Origin of the sequence: Stenotrophomonas sp. AG209, from assembly GCF_003550055.1 — a bacterium.
Classification (GTDB): Bacteria; Pseudomonadota; Gammaproteobacteria; order Xanthomonadales; family Xanthomonadaceae; genus Stenotrophomonas.
In genome coordinates, this window is record NZ_QXDB01000002.1 from 621221 (window position 1) to 644415 (window position 23195).

The following is a 23195-nucleotide window of genomic DNA, read 5'->3' on the forward strand; positions in this document are numbered from 1 at the left end:
GTGCAGGGCTGCAAGCCCTGCCGAATCCCTAGAACGGCGTCGCGGACTCGAACGCGAGTGCTTCGCCTGTCACCGGATGGGTGAACCGCAGGCTGCGCGCATGCAGATGCACGCGCGGCGCAGGCGCGGCGTCATACAGCACATCGCCAACGATGGGATGGCCGAGACTGGCCATGTGCAGGCGCAGCTGATGGCTGCGGCCGGTGACCGGCTCCAGCGCCACGCGGGTACGCTGCCCTTCAACATCACGCGCCATTACGCGCCAGCGCGTCAGTGCCGGCTTGCCGCGTTCATGATCGATCATCTGCTTCGGCCGGTTCGGCCAGTCCACGATCAGTGGCAGGTCCACTTCGCCGGCATCGCCTTCAAGCAGCCCCTCCACGATCGCTTCATAACGCTTGCCAACCTGGCGCTGCTCGAACTGCATCGACAGCGCCACCTGCATGTCCTTGCCGCGCGCATGCAGCAGCAGGCCGGAGGTCACCTGGTCCAGGCGATGCACGGTCAGCGCATCCGGGTACAGCGCCTGCAGGCGCGCGACCACGCAGTCCTGGTTCTCGGCGCTGCGGCCAGGCACGGACAGCAGGCCGGCCGGCTTCTCGGCCACCAGCAGCGCGTCGTCGATGTAATGCAGGTGGATCATGCGGCTCCGTATCCGTCCAAACAGAAACGGGGAAGCCGAAGCTTCCCCGTCTTCTGCGTACCGGCTAACGGCCGGTACCTACCTCGATGGAAGACGTACCGGCCAGGGCCGGTACCGCCTGCATCAGCCCAGCAGGTGGGCGACGCCAGCGCGCTCTTCTTCCAGCTCGGCCAGGGTCTTGTCGATGTACTTCTGGCTGAAGTCGTCGATCGGCAGATCCTTGACCAGGGTGTACTTGCCGTTCTCGGTGGTCACCGCGAAACCGAAGATCACGCCTTCCGGAATGCCGTAGGAACCGTCGGACGGCACGCCCATGGTGACCCACTTGCCGTTGCTGCCCAGCACCCAGTCACGCACGTGGTCGATCGCGGCGTTGGCGGCCGAAGCAGCCGAGGACGAGCCGCGGGCTTCGATGATCGCCGCGCCGCGCTTGCCGACGGTCGGGATGAAGGTGTTGGCGTTCCACTCCTGGTCGTTGATCGCATCGGCGATCGACGCACCATCGGCGGTGGCGAAACGGTAGTCCGGGTACATGGTCGGGCTGTGGTTGCCCCACACGACCAGCTTCTCCATGCCACCGACCGGCTTGCCGAGCTTGGTCGACAGCTGGCTCAGCGCGCGGTTGTGGTCCAGGCGCAACATGGCGGTGAAGTTTTCCGGCTTCAGGTCCGGGGCCGACTTCATGGCGATGTAGGCGTTGGTGTTGGCGGGGTTGCCGACCACCAGCACCTTCACGTCACGGCTGGCGACCTTGTTCAGCGCCGCGCCCTGGGCGGTGAAGATCTTGGCGTTTTCCAGCAGCAGGTCCTTGCGCTCCATGCCCGGGCCACGCGGACGTGCGCCAACCAGCAGGGCGATGTCGGCGTCCTTGAACGCGACTTCGGCATCATCGGTGCCGACCATGCCGGCCAGCAGCGGGAAGGCGCAGTCTTCCAGCTCCATCATCACGCCCTTCAGGGCGGCCTGGGCCTTGTCGACCGGCAGTTCCAGCAGCTGCAGGATGACCGGCTGGTCCTTGCCCAGCATTTCGCCGGAGGCGATGCGGAACAGCAGGGCATAACCGATCTGGCCGGCGGCGCCGGTCACGGCAACACGAACGGGTGCTTTCATGGGGGTTTCCTCTTGCTTGCAAGCGTTTGATGGGACGCCGCGGGCATGGCCACGCAGGCCGGGCGGGCGGCGGGGAACAGGGAAACGGCCACCCGTGGGTGGCCGTTTCGAAGGGGGTCAGGCGGCGAGGTGCTTGTTCCACTCCGCGACGCGCTCGGCCTGGGCGGCCAGCACGGCGTCGACGTCGCCTTCCAGGGTGATCGAATGGATCACGTCACCCTGCTTGACCGAATCGACGATGGCCTGGCCTTCCAGGACCTTGCCGAAGACGGTGTGGCGGCCGTCCAGCCAATCGGTCTTGATGTGGGTGATGAAGAACTGGCTGCCGTTGGTGTTCGGGCCGGCGTTGGCCATCGACAGCGAGCCGACCTCGTGCTTCACGCCATTCTTCTCGTCTTCGAACTTGTAGCCCGGGCCGCCGGTGCCACGACCCTGCGGGCAGCCGCCCTGGATCATGAAGTCGGCGATCACGCGGTGGAAGATCAGGCCGTCATAGAAGCCGTGCTTGACCAGGTTCACGAAGTTGGCCACGGTCAGCGGCGCCTTGTCGGCGAACAGCTCGACCTTGATCGGGCCCTGGGTGGTGTCGAAAGTGGCGATGAGGGACATGAAGATCCTTGATGCAAAGGGGAATGCGTCTAGCCACCTAGTTTACACCTGCCTCGTGGCAGCGGCGGCTTCGACCATCGGCGCAGAGCCCGGCTTCAGCCGCCGGAAGGGAGCCCCGCCGACCGGCGCTGGCGACCTCGGCCTGCGCGGCGGACAGCCAGCTGAATGGGCCCCGTGACCGGCGTGAAATCGACCTTTTCGCGAATCGTCAAGTTCGACGTATAATGTTGGACTTCTTTTTCCAAATCCGGCGCCGACTGGCCCCCTTTCGTATGTCCATCGAAAATCTTCGCAACATCGCCATCGTCGCCCACGTCGACCATGGCAAGACCACCCTGGTCGACCAGCTGCTGAAGCAGTCCGGCACCCTGTCCGAGCGCACCGTCCTCGCCGAGCGCGTGATGGACAGCAACGACCAGGAAAAGGAACGCGGCATCACCATCCTGGCCAAGAACACCGCCATCACCTGGGAAGACAAGAAGACCGGTATCAAGAACCGGATCAACATCGTCGACACCCCCGGCCACGCCGACTTCGGCGGTGAGGTCGAGCGCGTGCTGTCGATGGTCGACACCGTGCTGATCCTGGTCGATGCGATGGACGGCCCGATGCCGCAGACCCGCTTCGTGACCCAGAAGGCCTTCGCGATGGGCTTCAAGCCGATCGTCGTGGTCAACAAGGTCGACCGCCCGGGTTCGCGCCCGGAGTGGGTGATCGACCAGGTCTTCGACCTGTTCGACAAGCTCGGCGCCACCAATGAGCAGCTGGACTTCCCGATCGTCTACGCCTCGGCCCTGAACGGCTACGCCGGCCTGGAAGACACCGTGCGCGACGGCGACATGACCCCGCTGTACGAAGCGATCATGCAGCACGCCCCGCGTCCGGAAGTGGACCCGGAAGGCCCGTTCCAGATGCGCATCAGCCAGCTGGACTACAACAACTTCGTGGGCGTGATCGGCATCGGCCGCATCCAGCGCGGCACCCTGAAGAAGAACATGCAGGTCGCCGTCATCGACCGTGAAGGCAAGAAGCGCAACGGCAAGGTCGCCCAGGTGCTGGGCTTCCTGGGCCTGGAGCGCATCGAGCAGGACACGGCCGAGGCCGGTGACATCGTGGCCATCTCCGGCATTCCGGAGCTGACCATCTCCGACACCCTGTGCCACCCGGAAAATCCGGAAGCCCTGCCGGCACTGACCGTCGACGAGCCGACCATCTCGATGACCTTCCAGGTCAACAACTCGCCGTTCGCCGGCAACAAGGACCTGTCCGGTGGCAAGTTCCTGACCAGCCGCCAGATCAAGGACCGCCTGGACCGCGAACAGGTCCACAACGTGGCCCTGAAGGTCGAACAGCTGGAAGACGCCGACAAGTTCCTGGTCTCCGGCCGTGGCGAACTGCACCTGTCGGTGCTGATCGAGAACATGCGTCGCGAGGGCTACGAGCTGGCCGTGTCGCGCCCGGAAGTGATCATCAAGGAAATCGACGGCCAGATGATGGAGCCGATCGAGCAGCTGGTGGTGGACATCGAAGAAGTCCACCAGGGCGGCGTGATGGAAAAGTTGGGCACCCGCAAGGGCCAGCTGAAGAACATGGAACCGGACGGCAAGGGCCGTGTGCGCCTGGAGTACCAGATCCCGGCCCGTGGCCTGATCGGTTTCCAGAACGAGTTCAAGACCCTGACCCAGGGTTCGGGCCTGCTGTTCCACGTGTTCGACCATTACGGCCCGAAGGAACAGGGCGCCATCGCCAAGCGCATCAACGGCGTGATGATCGCGAACGCCCCGGGCACCACCCCGGCTTACTCGCTGGGCCCGCTGCAGGAGCGCGGCAAGCTCTTCGCTGCTGAAGGCGACAACGTGTATGAAGGTCAGCTGGTCGGCATCCACTCCAAGGACAACGACCTGACCGTCAACGCGATCAAGACCAAGCCGCTGACCAACATGCGCGCTTCGGGCAAGGACGATGCGATCCAGCTGACCCCGGCGATCAAGTACTCGCTGGAACAGGCCCTGGACTTCATCGAAGACGACGAGCTGGTCGAGATCACCCCGAAGGAGATCCGTCTGCGCAAGAAGTTCCTGACCGAAAGCGACCGCAAGAAGGCTTCGCGCGGCGGCTGAGCCAGCACCTCGTGAACCAGAGCGGCTACAACCCGGATCCGCACCGGCATCCGGGTCTCCACGTCATCGCCCTGCTCGAAGCGAGCAAGGCGATGCTGGCGCTGTTGGCCGCCACCGGGCTGGAAGTGCTCGGACCGCAGCCGCTGCGGCACGGCATCATGGTCCTGATCCGGCGTTTCAGCCTGGATCCGGACCATGGCACCCTGCCCTCGCTGCTGCACATGATCAGCCCCGACGCGGTGCACCTGGCCGCGGCGGGGATGATCGGCTACGGCCTGCTGCACCTGGTCGAAGCCTGGGGCCTGTGGCGGGCCAAGGCCTGGGCCTCCTGGCTGGGCTGCCTGACTGCCTCGCTGTACCTGCCCTTCGACATCTTCGCGATCATCCGCCACCCCGGCTGGCCGTCGTGGACGATCCTGGCGATCAACCTGATCGTGGTCTACGTCCTCGCCCGCGACCTGCGCAAGCGCCACCGCTGAGCACCGGCTACACTGGGGATTGGAGCCGACCAAGCCGCCCCATGCGCCCGTCCTTGCCGCCTCTGCTGACCTGCCTGCTTGCCGCGCTGCCTGCGCTGCTTTCGGCTGGCTGCAGCCCGGCCACGTCCAGCGCGCATGCGGCCGAACCCGCGAGCCGCAACGTGCCGTTCCCGTACGCCGAAACCGATGTCGCCGACCTGCAGGCGCGGATGACCGCCGGCGAGCTGGACAGCACCACCCTGACCCAGGCCTACCTGCAGCGCATCGCCACCCTGGACCGCACCGGGCCGCGCCTGCGCGCGGTGATCGAGCTCAACCCGGATGCACTGAAGGAAGCCGCTGCGCGCGACCGCGAGCGCCGTGATGGACGCCTGCGCGGCCCGCTGCACGGCATTCCGGTATTGCTGAAGGACAACATCAACGCCGCGCCGATGGCCACCAGCGCCGGCTCGCTGGCCCTGCAGGGGTTCCGCCCGGACGACGCCTACCTGGTGCGCCGGCTGCGCGACGCCGGTGCGGTGGTGCTGGGCAAGACCAATCTCAGCGAGTGGGCCAATTTCCGCGGCAACGATTCGGTGTCCGGCTGGAGCGCGCGCGGTGGCCAGACCCGCAATCCCTATCGCCTCAGCCACTCGCCCTGCGGCTCCAGCAGCGGCAGCGCGGTGGCGGTCGCCGCCAACCTGGCCAGCGTAGCGATCGGCACCGAAACCGACGGCAGCATCGTCTGCCCTGCAGCAATCAATGGCATCGTCGGTCTCAAGCCGACCGTCGGCCTGGTCAGCCGCGAGGGCATCATCCCGATTTCCTTCAGCCAGGACACCGCGGGGCCGATGACACGCAGCGTCGCCGATGCTGCAGCCGTACTGACTGCGATCGCCGGCCGCGACGATGCCGACCCGGCCACGGCCACCATGCCCGGCCGCGCGGTGTACGACTACACCGCGCGCCTGGACCCGCAGGGCCTGCGTGGCAAGCGCATCGGCCTGCTGCAGACACCGCTGCTGAAGTACCGCGGCATGCCGCCGCTGATCGAACAGGCGGCCACTGAGCTGCGTCGGGCCGGTGCCATCGTGGTGCCAGTGGAGCTGCCCAACCAGGGCGCGTGGGCCGAGGCCGAACGCACGGTGCTGCTGTACGAATTCAAGGCCGGGCTGGAGCGTTACTTCAGCACCCATCGCGCGCCACTGCGCAGCCTGGCCGAGCTGATCGCCTTCAACCAGGCGCACAGCAAGCAGGAACTGGGCCTGTTCGGCCAGGAGCTACTGGTGGAGGCCGACGCTACCGCTGGCCTGGCCGACCCCGCCTATATCCGCGCACGCAGCGATGCACGGCGGCTGGCCGGCCCGGAAGGCATCGATGCTGCCCTCGCCGCCCACCAGCTCGATGCCCTGGTGGCGCCGACCACCGGTGTGGCGTGGCCGATCCGCAGCGAAGGCGACGACTTCCCCGGCGAGAGCTACGGCGCCGCCGCCGTGGCCGGCTATCCCAGCCTCAGCGTGCCGATGGGCCAGATCGATGGCCTGCCGGTCGGCCTGCTGTTCATGGGCACCGCGTGGAGCGAACCGAAGCTGATCGAAATGGCCTACGCCTATGAACAGCGCACCCGCGCGCGGCGCCCACCGCACTTCGACACCGACATCCTGATCGACGCGGGCGAGCCGTGAACCGATAGTGCCGGCCGCCGGCCGGCCGATCCGGGGTTCCCGGCCAGCGGCCGGCGCTACCGTTCGGGTTCCGGCTCCACCGGCAGGATTGCCGCCTCACCATCTTCCGCCCCTGGCGAACGCACATCTGCAGTGCGTGCACGTGGACCGCGCGGCATGTCCAGTTCGTCTGCATGCTGCAGCCGCGCACGGACCTGCGGCAGCGACTGCGGATGCTCGCGCGCGAGGAAATCGAGCATGCGTTCGCGCACCAGGCAGCGCAGATCGAAGGCATCGCCAGAGCTGCGCGCACTGACCAGCAGGCGCACCTGGATCGCACGCTCGCTGGTCTCGGTCACCTGGGTCACGCAGACCCGGCCGTCCCACAGCGCTTCGCCACGGCAGATGCGCTCCAGCTCAGCGCGGATCGCCGCGATCGGGGCACGATAGTCCAGCCAAAGAAATGCCGTGCCGAGAAGATCGGCGCTGCGCCGCGTCCAGTTCTGGAACGGGTTTTCGATGAACCAGGTCAGCGGCACCACCATGCGCCGCTCATCCCAGATACGCACCACCACGTAGCTGCTGCCGATCTCCTCGATGCGCCCCCACTCGCCCTCGACGATCACCACGTCATCCAGCCGGATCGGCTGCGTCACCGCGATCTGCAGGCCAGCGATCAGGTTGCCGAACACCGGCTTGGCGGCGATACCCGCCACCAGGCCGATCAGGCCCGCCGAGGCCAGCAGCGCGGTGCCGATCTTCTGCACCATCGGGAACGTCAGCAGTACCAGCGACGCGCCCAGCACGATGATGGCGCCCATCAGAACGCGGCTGAGCACCCGGGTCTGGGTCTGGATGCGGCGTGCCTCCAGATTGTCGGAGACATCGATGGGATGACTGCGCAGGATCGCGCGCTCACCCGCCGCCACCGCGCGCACCAGCAACCAGATGAAGCATGCGGTCAGCGCGATGTGCAGCATGTGCTGCAGATTGCCCAGCAGCGGATCCTGCAGCGGCGTGGCCTGCAATGCGGGGATCAACAGCAGCAGCGGCCATGCGGTCGCCATCGGCAGCCCGAGCACACGGCCGATGCGCGCGCGCCGGCGATCACGCCCTTTCAATCGATGGTAGATCCACAGGATCAGCCACGCGCCGATGCCGCCCACCACTACGGCCAATCCCAACGGCCATGCGTATGCCTGTGCGCTTTGCCAGTGCACCGTTGCCACCTCCACTCGAACAGCCAAGCGGACAGCCTCGCGCATGGCGCATGAGCGTCACGTCAGTCGTTCGTAAGGAGGGTGTTGCTCGGCAGGGCTTGCAGCCCTGCACCTGCTACGAGCTGGAGCAACAGCAACAGCCGAAGCAGAAGCGGGTTTCCTGTGGGATGGCGGGGTGGGTCCGATTGCGGGGGGCGCTGCAAGTCCCCCTCCGGGGCCCGGCCCAGCCGCTGGCGGCTGTGCGTTCGGGCGCTTGCGAAGCAGTGCTTCGCAAGCAAAGCGCCCTCACCCATGTAAGCTCGGTCGCCGCATCCATGCGGCTCACGCCCCCGCAACCGGACCCACCCCGCCTTTGACAGATCTGCGCGATCTGCAGTAGATCCACGCCATGCGTGGATGAATCTCCATCGGAATCGACTATTTCGAATGGGAATCGAAAAGCATCCACGCATGGCGTGGATCTACCGTGTCGACCAAGGTCGACACCTACCAACAGCCGCCGGAATCTGTCAGAGGTGGGGCGGTGTCGGAGTGCGGGGTGTCAGCCGCATGGATGCGGCTGCCAAGCCCCCAGGGACGGGTTCACGGCGTCCCCGCACTCCGACACCGCCCCACCAAACCACGGAATGCCGCTGCAGCTTTTGACGTTGCCGTTGATTGCAGCAGGTGCAGGGCTGCAAGCCCTGCCGAAAACCCCTTACCGCACTTGTTCCTGCTTGCGCACGATCGCCATCGCGATCTCCAGCGACTGCTCGTAGTTCAACCGTGGGTCCACCGTCGAACGATACGCGCGCTCCAGGTCACGCTCGGTCAGTTCGCGCGCACCACCGGTGCATTCGGTGACATCCTCGCCCGTAAGTTCCAGGTGCACACCGCCCAGTCGCGTGCCTGCGGCCGCATGCAGATCGAACGACATCTCCACTTCGCCACGCACGTTGTCGAAGCGGCGCGTCTTGAAGCCATTGGCGGTGCTTTCGGTATTGCCATGCATCGCGTCGCACACCCACAGCACGCGACGGCCATCGCGCTTGACCGCGTCCAGCAGCGGCGGCAGCTTCTCGGCAATCTGCGCTGCACCCATGCGGTGGATGAAGCTCAATCGGCCCGGCTCGTCATGCGGGTTGAGCACATCGATCAGGCGCAGCAGCTGGTCCGGCGTCACCGACGGGCCCACCTTGATCGCAATCGGGTTGCGCACGCCACGCAGGTATTCCACGTGCGCGCCATCGAGCGCAGCCGTGCGCATGCCGATCCACGGGTAGTGCGTGCTCAGGTTCAACCAGCCCTGCTGGCGCGGCACCTGCCGGGTCAGCGCCTGCTCGTAGGGCAGCAGCAGCGCTTCATGCGAGGTGTAGAAGTCGATGCGGTTGAGGTTGTGCACGCGGGCCCCGGCCAGGGTTTCCATGAAGTGCACCGCATCACCGATCGACGCCACCATCTTCTGGTACTCGGCGGCCAGCGGCGAATGCCGCACCCACTCCAGGTTCCAGTACTCCGGATGGTGCAGGTCGGCGAAGCCGCCATCGATCAGCGCACGCACGAAGTTCATGGTCATCGCCGAATGTGCATGCGCCTGCAGCATCCGCTTCGGGTCGGGCAGGCGCGCCGCCTCGGTGAACGCCGGCGCATTGATCACATCGCCGCGGTAGCTGGGCAGGGTCACGCCGTCGCGGGTCTCGGTATCGGCCGAACGCGGCTTGGCGTACTGGCCGGCAAAGCGCCCAACGCGGATCACTGGCTGGCGCAGGCCGTGCACCAGCACCAGGCTCATCTGCAGCAGCACTTTCAACCGGTTGGAAATGGTGCCCGATTCGCAGTCGCTGAAGTTCTCGGCGCAATCGCCGCCCTGCAGCAGGAAGCGCTTGCCTTCCTGGGCCTCGGCCAGCTGCTGCTTCAGCGCCAGGATTTCCCACGACGTGACCAGCGGCGGCAGCCGCTTCAGCTCGTGCAGGGCGGCGTCCAGCGCCACCGGGTCCGGGTAGGTCGGCATCTGCAGCGCGGTCTTGCCACGCCAGCTCTCCGGCGACCAGGCAGCGCCAGCGGCGGTCGCGGCAGGATCGGGGACAGGCGAAACGGCGGACAGGCTCATTGCAGACTTCCGGGGGTGGGGGACGATCATGGTCGCAGAGCCGACCGCTGCCGCAAAGGGCCGGGCGCCGTCTGCACATGACTGAACGCCGGGGAAAGCGCATCGCGATCGGCCACAAACCGCATGGCCACGGCCGCCCGGACAGGCGCATGATGCGCCACGCACTGTTACGAAGTAACACTCCATCCCCACCGGCCCCTTCCACAGCCCATCCGCCATGAAGCCTTCCCTGCTCGCTACCGGCATCACCTTCGCCCTGACCCTTGCCAGCCTGCCCTCCCCCGCCGCGGCTGCCGATGCCGCCCCGGTGAAGGACCTCGACACGGTCACCGTCAGCGCCCAGCTCGACCAGGCCCGCAACGCGCTGTCGCCGGACATCGGCAGCAGCCAGTACCAGATCACCGCCGAGGACATCCAGAAGCAGCCGCTGGGTGCCTCTGCGCCGCTCAGCCAGGTACTGCTGCAGGCACCCGGCGTCGTCCAGGATTCCTATGGCGGCGTGCACGTGCGCGGCGACCACGCCAATCTGCAGTACCGCATCAACGGCGTGTTGCTGCCCGAATCGATCTCCGGCTTCGGCCAGACCCTGGACGCCCGCACCATCAAGAGCATCCGCCTGATGGATGGCGCACTGCCGGCGCAGTTCGGCGAGCGCACCGCGGCGGTGGTCGACATCACCACCCGCAGTGGTGCCGAGCTCGGCAATGGCGGCAGCGCCGGACTGACCGCAGGCTCGTTCGGCAAGATCAATCCGAATGCCTCGTGGTGGGGCAACCAGGGACGCTGGAGCTGGTTCCTGACCGGCAACTACGACCAGAACGAGGTCGGCCTGGAGAATCCGGCCAGTTCGCGCAAGCCGCTGCACGACGACACCCACCAGGGCAAGGCCTTCGCCGACCTGACCTACCTGGTCAACGAGAACACCCGCCTGAGCGTGTTCGCCGGCTTCGCCAACAACCGCTTCCAGATCCCGGTCAACCCCGGGCAGACCCCGCAGTTCGGTTACCTGGACACCACCACCTTCGACTCCAGCCAGCTGGATGAAACCCAGCGCGAAACCACCCGCTTCGGCATGCTGGTGCTGCAGGGCACGCTGGGCAGCACCGCCTACCAGCTGTCCGCCGGGCAGCGCTACAGCGACGTAGCGTTCAACCCGGATGTCATCGGCGATCTGGTGTTCAGTGGCGTCGCCTCGAAGGTCCAGCGCAGCAACCGCGCCAACACCCTGCAGGCCGACTTCTCCACCCCACTGGGCAACGACCACACATTGCGCTACGGCCTGTACGGCAACTACGAGAACGCGCGGGCCAGCAACAGCAGCTGGGTGTTCCCGGTCGATGACGCCGGCCAGCAGTCCAGCACCACGCCGCTGCTGATTCCCGACCGCAGCGCCTTCCATGCCAGCACGCTGGCGTTGTACGTGCAGGATGAATGGAAGATCGGCGACGACTGGACCGTGAACTACGGCCTGCGTGGTGATCGCTACAAGGCCTTCGGCCACACCGAGGGCCAGCTCAGCCCGCGCGTGGGCGTGGTCTGGAATGCGAGCAACAGCACCACCGTGCATGCCGGCTATTCGCGTTACTTCACGCCACCGGCCAGTGAGCTGATCGCCAGCAGCGATATCGCCCTGTATGACGGCACCACCAACCAGCAGCCCAGCGGCGGCAACAACGTACCGCTGGCCGAACGCAGCGACTACTACGACATTGGCGTCTCGCAGCAGCTGGGTGAACACCTGACCCTGGGCCTGGACGCGTACGACCGCCGCGTCGCGCGCCTGCAGGACGAAGGCCAGTTCGGCGCCGCCTACATCTACTCGACGTTCAACTACCGCCGCGGCCATATCCGTGGCCTGGAGTTCAGTGCCGACTACAGCAACGGTCCGTTCAGCGCCTACTTCAACGCGGCGTACAACAAGGCCATCGGCACCCAGGTCATCACCGGCCAGTACAACCTCGATCCGGACGCGCTGGCCTATGTGGCCGACCACTGGATCCACCTGGACCACGACCAGAAGCTGACGTCGTCGGGAGGCTTCAGCTACGCCTTCGCCGGGCACAACCGGATCGGCGCCAACTACGTGTTCGGCAGCGGCCTGCGTTCGGATATCGAGGGCGTGCCCAACGGCGGTGAGCTGCCGTCCTACCTGCAGGTGAACCTCAGCGCCGGGCACGACTTCAACGCCGACAGCGGACATCCGCTGCACGTGCAGCTGGCGGTGATCAACGCGCTGGACCGCAGCTACCAGCTGCGTGACGGTGGCGGTGTTGGCGTGTTCGCGCCGCAGTGGGGGCCGCGCCGTGGCGCCTATCTGAGCCTGCAGCAGGATTTCTGAGGACGGACCGTGGTAGTGCCGGCCGCTGGCCGGCATCTACAGGAACGCTGCCATCGTTCATGGGGTTGCCGGCCAGCGGCCGGCACTACCGCTGCTTCAGCGCTTGACCTTGCGCAGCGACACCACCAGCGCCCACAGCGCAAGCAGCACGAACCACACGCCCGACCACATCGGCATGGTCAGGCCCAGGAACGTCCAATCGATGTTGCCGCAGTTGCCGGTACCGGTCAGCACCGTGCGGAACACTTCCAGTGGCCCCATGGTCTCGCGCAGGAAGCTCAGCGGCGGGCCGCAGGTCGCGCCCATCTCCGGCGGCAGCATCTGCACGTAGACGTGGCGCGCCGCAATGCCAACGCCCACTGCGGCGGCAATGAAGGCCAGCACGCCGTAGGTCGCGCGGCCGGGGCGGTTGGACGGCCCATGCAACGCACCGATCAGGAACAGCAGGCCCAGCGCAGCGAATGCCAGGCGCTGGAAGATGCACAGCGGGCACGGCTCCAGGCCCATCTTCAGCTGCAGAAAGATCGCGTAGCCGAGCAGGCCCGCGCAGATCAGGAAGCCCAGGAAGAACTGGGCGCGGAAGGGCCAGCGCAGTGGATTCATCGTCAACGCTCGAATGGATCAAGGCGCCAAGCGTAACCGAGACTGCGCGCCATTCGAACCGCCACAGGTGACGCCTGTCGGAACGGTGCGGGTCAGAGCCCTGTCCTGCGGAAAGGGATCCGACCCCGAAAACGCAAAAGCCCGGCAGAGGCCGGGCTTTCGCTGTGTCGCGTTGGAGCGGTCCGATTACTCGGCCACTTCCTCGGCCACGACCGGACGGTCAACCAGCTCGACGTAGGCCATCGGCGCGTTGTCGCCGGCGCGGAAGCCGCACTTCAGCAGGCGCAGGTAGCCGCCCGGACGGTTCGCGTAGCGCGGGCCCAGGATGGTGAACAGGTTGCCCACGGCTTCGTTGTCGCGCAGGCGGGCGAAGGCCAGACGGCGGTTGGCGACGGAGTCGACCTTGGCCAGGGTGATCAGCGGCTCGGCAACGCGGCGCAGTTCCTTGGCCTTCGGCAGGGTGGTCTTGATCAGCTCGTGCTTGAACAGCGAGGCGGCCATGTTCTTGAACATCGCTTCGCGGTGGGCGCTGGTACGGCTGAACTTACGGCCAGACTTCTGGTGACGCATGGTGATATTCCTTGGTTAATGATGAGGCTGTGCGGATCGTTGTCGCCATCCTGGCGTTGCTGCGCGGACTGCGGATGGTCCTGGCCGTCCGTCCTGGACGACCTGCCCCGCGAACCTGCGGTTCGTCGTGGCATGGTGTGGTGCGTTGAAGGCCCCACCGCGAACGGTGGAGCCTTCAGGCATTACCGATATCAGCCCAGCATGCCGTGGCTGGCGACGCCGGCCGGCGGCCAGTTCTCCAGCTTCATGCCGAGCGACAGGCCGCGCTGAGCCAGCACTTCCTTGATCTCGGTGAGCGACTTCTTGCCCAGGTTCGGGGTCTTCAGCAGCTCCACTTCGGTCTTCTGGATCAGATCGCCGATGTAGTAGATGCTTTCAGCCTTCAGGCAGTTGGCCGAACGCACGGTCAGCTCCAGATCGTCGATCGGGCGCAGCAGCACCGGATCCACGCCGTTGTTGGCCGGCTTGGCCGCACCGCGGTCACGGTGGGTGAAGTCACCGAACACCGACAGCTGGTCGCTGAGGATGTCGGCGGCGGTGCGCACGGCTTCCTCGGCGTCGATGGTGCCGTTGGTCTCGATATCGATGACCAGCTTGTCCAGGTCGGTACGCTGTTCGACGCGGGCCGCTTCCACGGCATAGGCGACGCGGCGGACCGGCGAGAACGAGGCATCCAGGACCAGGCGGCCGATGGCACGGGTTTCTTCGTCCGGACGACGACGCGCGGCAGCCGGCTGGTAGCCGAAACCACGTTCGATCTTCAGACGCATGTTGATCGCCGTATCCTTGGTCAGGTGGCAGATCACATGGTCGCCGTTCAGGATCTCCACATTGTGGTCGACCTTGATGTCGGCAGCGGTGACAACGCCCGGGCCCTGCTTGGACAGGGACAGGGTGGCGCTGTCGCCGGAGTGCATACGGATTGCCACGTCCTTCAGGTTCAGCAGGACTTCGAGCACGTCCTCCTGCAGACCTTCGACCGTGGTGTACTCATGCAACACGCCGTCGATTTCGACTTCCGTGATGGCGAAGCCCGGGATGGACGACAGCAGCACGCGACGCAGGGCATTACCCAGCGTATGCCCGTAACCCCGCTCCAAAGGTTCGATAACGACCTTTGCACGGGTGTCGGTAAGGCGTTCGATCTGCGGACCGCGAGGACGCAGAACCTGGTTGGCGGTAACCGTCATGTTGCGGGTTCTCCTAGTGAACCCCCGGCCGTCGCCGGGGGCTCTCCAATGATGAATTACTTCGAATACAGCTCGACGATCAGCGCTTCGTTGATGTCCGCAGGCAGATCCGAACGATCCGGAACAGCCTTGAAGATGCCGGTGAACTTGCCGGAATCCACTTCAACCCACGACGGGCTCAGGTCATGCTGGGCGGCGACGGTCAGGGCTTCCTGGACGCGCAGCTGCTTGGCAGCCTTTTCGGACAGGGCGATGGCGTCGCCAGCCTTGACCTGGTACGAAGCCAGGTTGACCGACTTGCCATTCACGGTGACGCCGCGGTGCGACACCAGCTGACGGGCAGCCGGACGGGTCACGGCGAAGCCCATGCGGTAGACGACGTTGTCCAGGCGGGTTTCCAGCAGCTGCAGCAGGTTCTCGCCGGTGTTGCCCTTCTTGGTCGAGGCCTTCTTGTAGTAGTTGCGGAACTGACGCTCCAGCAGGCCGTAGATACGCTTGACCTTCTGCTTTTCACGCAGCTGGGTGGCGTAGTCGGACAGCTTGCCCTTGCGGGCAGTGGCGCCGTGCTGGCCGGGCTTCTGCTCCAGCTTGCACTTCGAGTCCAGCGCACGCGCCGGGCTCTTCAGGGACAGGTCGGCGCCTTCGCGACGGGCGAGCTTACAGGTAGGACCGATATAACGAGCCATTTCTTATCGCTCCCTTTAGACGCGACGCTTCTTCGGCGGACGGCACCCGTTGTGCGGGATAGGCGTCACGTCGATGATGTTGGTGATCTTGTAGCCGACGTTGTTCAACGAACGCACGGCCGACTCACGGCCCGGACCCGGGCCCTTGATGCGGACTTCCAGCGACTTCACGCCGTAGTCCAGCGCAGCACGACCGGCCTTTTCAGCAGCCACCTGGGCAGCGAACGGGGTCGACTTGCGCGAACCGCGGAAGCCAGCGCCACCGGAGGTCGCCCACGACAGAGCGTTGCCCTGGCGGTCGGTGATGGTGACGATGGTGTTGTTGAACGAAGCGTGGACGTGGGCAACGCCGTCGGTGACGACGCGCTTGATCTTCTTCTTGGTCTTAGCAGCGGGCTTAGCCATTTCTCAGTCCCTTACTTCTTGATCGCCTTGCGCGGACCCTTGCGGGTGCGGGCGTTGGTACGGGTGCGCTGGCCACGCAGCGGGAGGCCACGACGGTGACGCAGGCCGCGGTAGCAGCCCAGGTCCATCAGGCGCTTGATCGCGATACCGATTTCACGGCGCAGATCGCCTTCCACGATGTACTTGCCGACTTCGGCGCGCAGGCGCTCGATTTCCGGCTCCGACAGATCGCGGATCTTGGTGGTCGAAGCAACGCCTGCGACTTCGCAGACCTTCTTCGAACGGGTACGGCCGATGCCGTAAATGCTTTGCAACCCGACCCAGACGTGCTTCTGGGCTGGCAGGTTGACGCCTGCAATACGCGCCATGACGCGGTTCTCCAGCTGAGTGATGGCCGACAGCGCGCCTCGGGCACGCCAATCCGGCAGGATGGATCAAAAAAGTGAACTAGCGATACTAACAAGGTTCCGGTTTACATGGAAGCCCGTGAAACCATTGGTTTCATGAACCCGGCCTGGGGAGTGTGCCCAGGCTCCGGCGCCGGATGGGGTTGGACCTGGAGTTTCCCCCGGGGCCGCCCGCGCTACTCCAGCGCGGGACCACCTCATCACACCCCCACCCGGAACCGCTGCGGGGGCCGCCCTTCGTTTGTGTGGCCGGAGTCCGCGAAGCGGAGGGACCATCACGTCAGGAAGACGAAAGTATAACAGGCCTATCAGCCGCGGGCAAAACCGCCGCGGTTGCCACCCTTCAGGTTGGCCTTCTTCAGCAGGCTCTCGTACTGGTGGGACATCAGGTGCGCTTGCACCTGGGCGATGAAGTCCATCACCACCACCACCACGATCAGCAGCGACGTACCACCGAAGTAGAACGAGGCGTTCAGCTGCGTGCGCATCAGTTCCGGCAGCAGGCAGACGATCACCAGGTACGCCGAGCCAGCCGCGGTCAGGCGGGTCAGCACGCCGTCGATGTAGTCGGCGGTGGCCTTGCCCGGACGGATGCCTGGAATCAGCGCGCCGGACTTCTTCAGGTTGTCGGCGGTTTCCTGCGAGTTGAACACCAGCGCGGTATAGAAGAACGCGAAACCGGTGATCAGCGCAGCGAACACGATCATGTGCAGCGGCTCGCCCGGGCCCAGGGCGTTGGCGACCTTCTGCAGGACCTGGCCGAAGCTGCTCTGGTTGGCGGCCTGGCCGGACCACATGGCCAGGGTGGCCGGGAAGGCCAGCAGGCTCGAGGCAAAGATCGCCGGGATGACGCCGGCCATGTTGAGCTTCAGCGGCAGGAACGAGGTCTGGTTCATGTACGCGTTGCGACCGCCCTGGCGGCGCGCGTAATTCACCGTGATCCGGCGCTGGCCACGCTCGACGAACACCACGAAGAAGGTGAAGGCGAGCACGACGATGGCGATCAGCAGCAGCTGGATGAACTGGATGTTGCCGTCGCGGTAGGCGTCGAAGGTGTGGATGACCGCACCCGGCAGGCCCGCAACGATACCGGCGAAGATGATCAGCGACACGCCGTTGCCGATGCCGCGCTCGGTGACCTGCTCACCGACCCACATCAGGAACATGGTGCCGGCGGTCAGTGCGACCACGGCGGTGAGCACGAAGCCCATGCCCGGCGCATACACGACCGGAGCGCCCGACGGCGAGACCTGGCCCTGCAGGGCCAGTGCGATCGAGCCGCCCTGCACCACCGCCAGCAGCACGGCGCCGATGCGCGAATACTGGGTGATCTTGCGGCGACCGGACTCACCTTCCTTCTGCATCGCCTTCAGGGCGGGGAAGATGTGCACGGCCAGCTGCATCACGATCGATGCCGAGATGTACGGCATCACGTTCAGCGCGAAGATGCTGAAACGGTGCAGGGCGCCGCCCGAGAACATGTTGAACATGTCCACGATGCCGCCGCCCTGCGTTTGCATCATGGCAAGCATGGCATCGGGATTGACGCCCGGCACCGGCACGTAGCAGCCGATGCGATAGACGATCAAAGCCCCGACGACGAACAGCAAACGTTGGCGAAGTTCAGTGAACTTGCCCATTCCGCCCGCGAGGTTACCGATGCCAGCTTGCGCCATGATTTTCTTACTCCGTTACGCTGCCGCCGGCAGCTTCGATCGCGGCCTTGGCACCAGCCGTGGCAGCAATACCCTTCAGGGTGAACGCCTTGGTCACTTCGCCCTTGACGACGACCTTGGCCTTCTTTGCGGTGCTCGGGACCAGCTTGGCAGCACGCAGGGCGGCGAAGTCGATCTCACCGGCCGGCAGCTTGTCCAGCGCGTACAGCAGCACTTCAGCGGTATCCTTGGCGATCGGCGAACGGAAGCCGATCTTCGGCAGACGACGCTGCATGGGGGTCTGGCCGCCTTCGAAGCCAGCCTTGATCTTGCCGCCACCCTTACGGGCGAACGAACCCTTGTGGCCGCGGCCGGCAGTCTTGCCCAGGCCCGAGCCGATACCGCGACCGACGCGGGTGCGCTCGGTGCGGGCGCCCGGTGCCGGGCTCAGTTCATTGAGACGCAGAGTCATGGTCGATTACTCCTCAACCTGGACGAGGTACTGAACCTTGTTGATCAGGCCGCGTACCTGCGGGCTGTCCTTCAGTTCACGCACATCGTTGAGCTTGTTCAGGCCCAGGGCACGCACCGACAGGCGGTGACGCGACTGGGTACCACGCAGGCCACGCACCAGGCGGACCTTCACAGTCTTGTTGGACTCATTAGCCATGGTTGAGTTCCTCCACCTTCTTGCCGCGCTTGGCCGCGATGCGAGCCGGCGACTGCGCAGCAGACAGGCCCTTCACGGTGGCACGCACCAGGTTGATCGGGTTGCGCGAACCGGTGGCCTTGGCCAGCACGTTCTTCACGCCAACGGCTTCCAGCACGGCGCGCATGGCACCGCCGGCGATCACGCCGGTACCTTCCGAAGCCGGCTGCATGAACACGCGGGCTGCGCCGTGACCATCCTTGATGGTGTGCCACAGGGTGCCGTTGTTCAGGTCAACGCTGACCAGGTTCTTGCGGGCCTGCTCCATCGACTTCTGGATGGCAACCGGCACTTCGCGGGCCTTGCCATAACCGAAACCGACCTTGCCTTCGCCGTCGCCGACAACGGTCAGGGCGGTGAAGGTGAACTGGCGGCCACCCTTGACGGTCTTGCTGACGCGATTGACCGCGACCAGCTTTTCGATCATGCCGTCGTCGATCTTCTCTTCGCGGTTACGGTCGCGATCGCGACCCCGCTGCTGACGCTCTTCTGCCATGTTGATTCCTTGGTTGTTTGGGTATGTACGGCTCGGGGCCGCTTATGGTTGTGGAGTGACGCGCCGTTCCGGTGGACCGCTGCAGAAGAGCGGCGCCGTCCAGCCTCACTCAGGCTGGCGAGCAGGCGGGCAGGAGGCCATCAGCCCCCTGCCCTTATCCCTTAGAACTGCAGGCCGGCTTCGCGGGCGGCTTCTGCCAGGGCCTTGATGCGGCCGTGGTAGCGGTAACCCGAACGATCGAAGGCAACCTTCTCGACGCCGGCGGCCTTGGCGCGCTCAGCGACGATGCGGCCAACCTTGGCAGCGGCATCGGCGTTCTTGCCGTTCTTCAGGCCTTCCATGACGTCGGTCTGGGTGGTGTTGGCAGCAGCCAGCACCTTGGAACCGTCGGCGGTGAAGACCTGGGCGTACAGGTGCTGGCCGGTGCGCAGCACCGACAGGCGGGCGACACCGAGCTCACGGATGTGGGCGCGGGTCGACTTGGCGCGACGCAGGCGGGCGATGTTCTTGTTCATGATGTTTTTCCCTTGAAAGCGGAAGCGCCTATTAGGCCTTCTTGGCTTCCTTACGGATGATGACTTCGTCGGAGTACTTCACGCCCTTGCCCTTGTACGGCTCCGGCTTGCGGAACGCACGGATCTTGGCGGCGACTTCACCGACGACCTGCTTGTCAGCGCCCTGGACCAGGATCTCGGTCTGGGTCGGGGTGGTGATGGTGATGCCTTCCGGCGCCACGAACACGACCGGGTGCGAGAAACCGAGCGACAGGCTCAGGTCCTTGCCCTGCATGGCAGCACGGTAACCCACGCCGACCAGTTCCAGCTTGCGCTCGAAGCCTTCGGACACGCCCTTGACCATGTTGGCCAGGATCGCACGCACGGTACCGGTCAGCGCGACCAGGTCGGCGCTCTCGGTGCTCAGGGTGGCAACGCCGCTGTCGACGTTGATGGCAATACCGGCCGGCTTGACCAGCGACAGGGTGCCCTTCGGGCCCTTGACGGTGATGCTTTCCGACTGGACGTTCAGTTCGACCTTACCCAGGGTGATGGGCTTCTTGGCTACGCGGGACATAGTTCTACTCCTTTCGCCTTAGGCCACGAAGCACAGGACTTCGCCGCCGACGCCCAGCTGGCGCGCCTGCGCATCAGTCATGATGCCCTTGGAGGTGGAAATGATGGAGATACCCAGGCCATTCATGACCTTCGGCAGCTCGCTCTTGCCGCGGTACTGGCGCAGGCCCGAACGCGAGAAGCGCTTCAGGGTCGCGATGACCGGCTTGCCTTCGAAATACTTCAGCACGATTTCCAGCTCGGACTTGTTGTTTTCCAGCTGGGTCACGCGCAGGTCGGTGATGTAACCCTCGTCCTTCAGGACCTGGGCGATCGCAACCTTGATCTTGGACGACGGGGCTTTCACCGTCTGCTTGCCAACCGCGGCCGCATTCTTGATGCGGACCAGCAGGTCGGCGATGGGATCAGTCATGCTCATATGAGTACCTTTGAGTGCACCGATATCCGCTTTCGCGAAAATCTGTTGTCTCCTGGAAACGGGCCAGGTCCCTTGATGCAGCGGGCCAGAAGCCCACTCCTACAACCCCGTCTGCACAGGGCAAGACGCGGGAGTATACGCCAAAAGAGCCCGACTTGCGTCGGGCTCTTCGGGTTTTTTCACAGAAAGGAAGCTGAACGCCTCCCCTCCCCGGTTCAGCGGCCCCCGCAGGGGCTGCTGATCGCAGGGCCGACTGGGATTACCAGCTGGCCTTGCGCAGACCCGGGACGTCGCCACGCATGGTGGCTTCGCGCAGCTTGTTACGGCCCAGGCCGAACTTGCTGTAGACGCCACGCGGACGACCCGACAGCTCGCAACGGTTGCGCTGGCGGCTCGGCGACGAATCGCGCGGCAGCTTGGCCAGCTTGGTTGCAGCGTCGATCTTCTCTTCGTAGGTCGCATCCACGGAGGACACGATCTTCTTCAGAGCCGCACGCTTCTCAGCGTACTTCTTGGCCAGCTTTTCCCGCTTGATGTCGCGGTTGACCATGGAGGTCTTTGCCATTTCGGTTTCCTCGACAGATCAGTTACGGAACGGGAACTTGAACGCTGCCAGCAGCGCCTTCGCTTCCGCGTCGGTCTTCGCAGTGGTGGTGATGGCGATATCCATACCGCGGATCGCGTCGACGGCGTCGAAGTCGATTTCCGGGAAGATGATCTGTTCCTTCACACCCATGTTGAAGTTGCCGCGGCCGTCGAAGGAACGACCGGAAACACCACGGAAGTCGCGCACGCGCGGCAGCGAGATGTTGATCAGACGATCCAGGAACTCGTACATCTTGTGGCGACGCAGCGTGGTCTTGCAGCCGATCGGCCAACCATCACGGATCTTGAACGACGCAACCGAGATACGCGACTTGGTGACAACCGGCTTCTGGCCGGAAATCTTGGTCATGTCCGCGACGGCGTTTTCCAGGATCTTCTTGTTGGTGGCAGCCTCGCCGACACCCATGTTCAGGGTGACCTTGACGAGCTTCGGTACTTCCATCGGATTGGTGTAGCCGAACTGCTTCATCAGCGCCGGCACCACTTCTTCCTTGTAGATCTTTTCGAGACGGGAAGTCATCTTCACATTCCTCAGGCGTCGAGCGCCTCACCGCTGGAGCGGAACACACGCAGTTTGCGTCCATCCTCCAGCACCTTGAAGCCAACGCGTTCGCCCTTGCCCGAAGCCGGGTTCAGCACGTTCACGTTGGAGATATGGATCGAAGCTTCGCGCTCGACCACGCCGCCGGCAACACCTGCCTGCGGGTTCGGCTTGGTGTGGCGCTTGACGATGTTCACGTTGGCGACGACCACACGGTCGCCGTCGACGCGGACGACTTCGCCCTGCTTGCCCTTGTCCTTGCCAGCGTTGACGACAACCTGGTCGCCCTTCTTGATACGGTTAGCCATGATTATCTCCTGTCGCTCACAGCACTTCGGGAGCGAGCGAGACGATCTTCATGAACTTCTCCGAACGAAGTTCACGGGTCACCGGCCCGAAGATACGGGTACCGATCGGCTCCTGCTTGTTGTTCAGCAGGACGGCAGCGTTGCCGTCGAAGCGGATCAGCGAACCGTCGGCGCGACGCACACCCTTGCGGGTACGCACCACGACGGCGTCATACACTTCACCCTTCTTGACCTTGCCGCGCGGAATCGCATCCTTCACGGTGACCTTGATGATGTCGCCGATGCCGGCGTAACGGCGCTTGGAACCACCCAGCACCTTGAAGCACATCACCTGCTTGGCACCCGAATTGTCCGCGACGTCAAGGTAGCTCTGCATCTGGATCATGATTCAGACTCCTTATTCAGCCGCACGCGTGATGACTTCCACCACGCGCCAGTTCTTGGTCTTGGACATCGGAGCAATCTCGGTCACGCGGACGACATCGCCTTCCTTGCAGGCGTTGTCGGCATCGTGGGCGTGCAGCTTCGTCGAGCGCTTGATGTACTTGCCGTACAGCGCGTGCTTGACCTGACGCTCAACCAGGACGGTAACCGTCTTGTCCATCTTGTTGCTGACGACACGGCCTTCGACCGTGCGCAGCGTCTTCTTTTCAGTATTGTCGCTCATAGCGGCCATCCTTACTTCGTGCTGCCGAGCAGGGTCTTGACGCGAGCAATCTCGCGACGGACCCGGCGAATGTCGTGGGTCTTCGGCAGCTGGCCGGTGACCTGCTGCATACGGACAGAGAACTGTTCCTTACGCAGGTCGATCAGGTGGGCCTTGAGTTCGTCAGCCGACTTTTCACGGAGAGTTTTGATATCCATCAGCGCACCGTACGGGTCACGAAAGTGGTGGTGACCGAGAGCTTGGCGGCGGCCAGGCGGAACGCCTCGCGAGCCACTTCCTCGGAAACACCCTCGATTTCATAGATCATGCGGCCGGGCTGGATCTGGGCCACCCAGTATTCCACGTTACCCTTACCAGAACCCATTCGGACTTCGATGGGCTTCTTGGTGATGGGCTTGTCGGGGAACACGCGGATCCACATCTTGCCGCCGCGCTTGACGTAGCGGCTGATCGAGCGGCGGGCCGCTTCGATCTGACGCGCGGTCAGCTGACCGTGTGCGGTTGCCTTCAGGCCGTATTCGCCGAAGCTGACAGCGTTGGCGCTCCAGCTCAGGCCATCGTTACGGCCCTTGTGTACCTTGCGGTACTTGGTTCGCTTGGGTTGCAACATTGT

General features: G+C 64.8%; 29 protein-coding genes. 4 read left to right on the forward strand and 25 right to left on the reverse strand.

Features of this window, described 5'->3' with window-relative positions; all coding sequences use genetic code 11:
* Positions 1-28: 28 nt before the first annotated feature.
* The 3 genes from DFO63_RS14540 to DFO63_RS14550 all read right to left on the reverse strand — a co-directional run bounded on the left by DFO63_RS14540 (position 29) and on the right by DFO63_RS14550 (position 2362).
* Complete coding sequence (locus DFO63_RS14540) at positions 29-643, reverse strand: RluA family pseudouridine synthase (protein WP_049446750.1); 615 nt, start codon at positions 641-643, stop codon at positions 29-31.
* Between the two features lie 123 nt (positions 644-766).
* Positions 767-1753 (reverse strand): malate dehydrogenase, encoded by a 987-nt coding sequence (locus tag DFO63_RS14545; protein WP_004153634.1) that lies wholly within the window; start codon positions 1751-1753, stop codon positions 767-769.
* 117 nt (positions 1754-1870) lie between these two features.
* Positions 1871-2362, reverse strand: a complete 492-nt coding sequence (locus tag DFO63_RS14550; protein ID WP_004153629.1) for a peptidylprolyl isomerase — start codon at positions 2360-2362, stop codon at positions 1871-1873.
* Positions 2363-2634: 272 nt separating this feature from the next.
* Here DFO63_RS14550 and typA point away from each other — a divergent pair, with 272 nt between their 5' ends.
* Genes typA through DFO63_RS14565 form a run of 3 tightly spaced genes read left to right on the forward strand, consistent with a single transcriptional unit; the run spans position 2635 to position 6625 of the window.
* On the forward strand, positions 2635-4482 hold the full coding sequence (gene typA, locus DFO63_RS14555) for a translational GTPase TypA (protein WP_042358544.1): 1848 nt from the start codon (positions 2635-2637) through the stop codon (positions 4480-4482).
* Between the two features lie 11 nt (positions 4483-4493).
* On the forward strand, positions 4494-4961 hold the full coding sequence (locus tag DFO63_RS14560; RefSeq protein WP_005415426.1) for a DUF2127 domain-containing protein: 468 nt from the start codon (positions 4494-4496) through the stop codon (positions 4959-4961).
* A 41-nt stretch (positions 4962-5002) separates the two neighbouring features.
* Entirely contained in the window at positions 5003-6625 is a 1623-nt protein-coding gene (locus DFO63_RS14565; protein ID WP_101764980.1) for an amidase, read from the forward strand.
* 56 nt (positions 6626-6681) lie between these two features.
* Here DFO63_RS14565 and DFO63_RS14570 read toward each other — a convergent pair whose 3' ends face one another.
* The gene (locus tag DFO63_RS14570; protein WP_233490836.1) at positions 6682-7869 is read right to left on the reverse strand and encodes a mechanosensitive ion channel family protein; all 1188 of its coding nucleotides are present in this window, start codon (positions 7867-7869) and stop codon (positions 6682-6684) included.
* A 652-nt stretch (positions 7870-8521) separates the two neighbouring features.
* Positions 8522-9913 carry a 3-deoxy-7-phosphoheptulonate synthase class II gene (locus tag DFO63_RS14580; protein WP_088024554.1) on the reverse strand — a complete coding sequence of 464 codons (1392 nt, stop codon included), beginning with the start codon at positions 9911-9913 and terminating at the stop codon, positions 8522-8524.
* A 217-nt stretch (positions 9914-10130) separates the two neighbouring features.
* Between DFO63_RS14580 and DFO63_RS14585 the strand changes: the two genes are divergently transcribed.
* Positions 10131-12251 (forward strand): TonB-dependent receptor, encoded by a 2121-nt coding sequence (locus DFO63_RS14585; RefSeq protein ID WP_119007241.1) that lies wholly within the window; start codon positions 10131-10133, stop codon positions 12249-12251.
* A gap of 96 nt (positions 12252-12347) precedes the next feature.
* Here the strand turns inward: DFO63_RS14585 and DFO63_RS14590 are convergent, their stop codons facing one another.
* The 20 genes from DFO63_RS14590 to rplP form a co-directional block, all read right to left on the reverse strand.
* Positions 12348-12854, reverse strand: coding sequence for a disulfide bond formation protein B (locus DFO63_RS14590; RefSeq protein ID WP_005415421.1), 507 nt, complete (start codon positions 12852-12854; stop codon positions 12348-12350).
* A gap of 186 nt (positions 12855-13040) precedes the next feature.
* A complete protein-coding gene (gene rplQ / locus DFO63_RS14595; RefSeq protein ID WP_005408217.1) occupies positions 13041-13424 on the reverse strand; it encodes a 50S ribosomal protein L17 in 384 nt (127 codons plus the stop codon).
* 191 nt (positions 13425-13615) lie between these two features.
* Positions 13616-14614, reverse strand: coding sequence for a DNA-directed RNA polymerase subunit alpha (gene rpoA, locus DFO63_RS14600; RefSeq protein ID WP_005408216.1), 999 nt, complete (start codon positions 14612-14614; stop codon positions 13616-13618).
* Positions 14615-14670: 56 nt separating this feature from the next.
* Positions 14671-15300, reverse strand: a complete 630-nt coding sequence (gene rpsD / locus DFO63_RS14605) for a 30S ribosomal protein S4 (protein ID WP_004145446.1) — start codon at positions 15298-15300, stop codon at positions 14671-14673.
* 15 nt (positions 15301-15315) lie between these two features.
* Positions 15316-15705, reverse strand: a complete 390-nt coding sequence (gene rpsK, locus DFO63_RS14610; protein ID WP_004145443.1) for a 30S ribosomal protein S11 — start codon at positions 15703-15705, stop codon at positions 15316-15318.
* An 11-nt stretch (positions 15706-15716) separates the two neighbouring features.
* Positions 15717-16073 carry a 30S ribosomal protein S13 gene (rpsM, locus tag DFO63_RS14615; protein ID WP_004154500.1) on the reverse strand — a complete coding sequence of 119 codons (357 nt, stop codon included), beginning with the start codon at positions 16071-16073 and terminating at the stop codon, positions 15717-15719.
* Positions 16074-16420: 347 nt separating this feature from the next.
* Positions 16421-17788, reverse strand: a complete 1368-nt coding sequence (gene secY, locus DFO63_RS14620; protein ID WP_101764976.1) for a preprotein translocase subunit SecY — start codon at positions 17786-17788, stop codon at positions 16421-16423.
* A 7-nt stretch (positions 17789-17795) separates the two neighbouring features.
* Positions 17796-18239, reverse strand: coding sequence for a 50S ribosomal protein L15 (rplO, locus tag DFO63_RS14625; protein WP_004154498.1), 444 nt, complete (start codon positions 18237-18239; stop codon positions 17796-17798).
* Between the two features lie 6 nt (positions 18240-18245).
* Entirely contained in the window at positions 18246-18437 is a 192-nt protein-coding gene (rpmD, locus tag DFO63_RS14630; protein ID WP_005408214.1) for a 50S ribosomal protein L30, read from the reverse strand.
* Positions 18430-18972: a 30S ribosomal protein S5 gene (gene rpsE, locus DFO63_RS14635; protein ID WP_005408213.1), complete on the reverse strand. Its 543-nt coding sequence runs from the start codon at positions 18970-18972 to the stop codon at positions 18430-18432. The genes rpmD and rpsE overlap by 8 nt, the downstream gene beginning before the upstream one ends.
* Positions 18973-19133: 161 nt before the next feature.
* A complete protein-coding gene (rplR, locus tag DFO63_RS14640; protein ID WP_005408212.1) occupies positions 19134-19487 on the reverse strand; it encodes a 50S ribosomal protein L18 in 354 nt (117 codons plus the stop codon).
* A gap of 31 nt (positions 19488-19518) precedes the next feature.
* Entirely contained in the window at positions 19519-20043 is a 525-nt protein-coding gene (gene rplF, locus DFO63_RS14645) for a 50S ribosomal protein L6 (protein ID WP_049446764.1), read from the reverse strand.
* 18 nt (positions 20044-20061) lie between these two features.
* Entirely contained in the window at positions 20062-20460 is a 399-nt protein-coding gene (rpsH, locus tag DFO63_RS14650; protein ID WP_005408210.1) for a 30S ribosomal protein S8, read from the reverse strand.
* A 259-nt stretch (positions 20461-20719) separates the two neighbouring features.
* Entirely contained in the window at positions 20720-21025 is a 306-nt protein-coding gene (gene rpsN, locus DFO63_RS14655) for a 30S ribosomal protein S14 (protein WP_005408209.1), read from the reverse strand.
* Positions 21026-21043: 18 nt separating this feature from the next.
* Complete coding sequence (rplE, locus tag DFO63_RS14660; protein ID WP_005415416.1) at positions 21044-21586, reverse strand: 50S ribosomal protein L5; 543 nt, start codon at positions 21584-21586, stop codon at positions 21044-21046.
* An 11-nt stretch (positions 21587-21597) separates the two neighbouring features.
* On the reverse strand, positions 21598-21915 hold the full coding sequence (gene rplX / locus DFO63_RS14665; protein ID WP_004154490.1) for a 50S ribosomal protein L24: 318 nt from the start codon (positions 21913-21915) through the stop codon (positions 21598-21600).
* A gap of 16 nt (positions 21916-21931) precedes the next feature.
* Positions 21932-22300, reverse strand: coding sequence for a 50S ribosomal protein L14 (gene rplN, locus DFO63_RS14670; protein WP_010483978.1), 369 nt, complete (start codon positions 22298-22300; stop codon positions 21932-21934).
* 12 nt (positions 22301-22312) lie between these two features.
* Positions 22313-22582, reverse strand: coding sequence for a 30S ribosomal protein S17 (gene rpsQ / locus DFO63_RS14675; protein WP_004154489.1), 270 nt, complete (start codon positions 22580-22582; stop codon positions 22313-22315).
* A gap of 11 nt (positions 22583-22593) precedes the next feature.
* Positions 22594-22779 (reverse strand): 50S ribosomal protein L29, encoded by a 186-nt coding sequence (gene rpmC, locus DFO63_RS14680; protein WP_004154487.1) that lies wholly within the window; start codon positions 22777-22779, stop codon positions 22594-22596.
* On the reverse strand, positions 22779-23192 hold the full coding sequence (gene rplP, locus DFO63_RS14685; RefSeq protein WP_004154486.1) for a 50S ribosomal protein L16: 414 nt from the start codon (positions 23190-23192) through the stop codon (positions 22779-22781). The genes rpmC and rplP overlap by 1 nt, the downstream gene beginning before the upstream one ends.
* Positions 23193-23195: the final 3 nt, after the last annotated feature.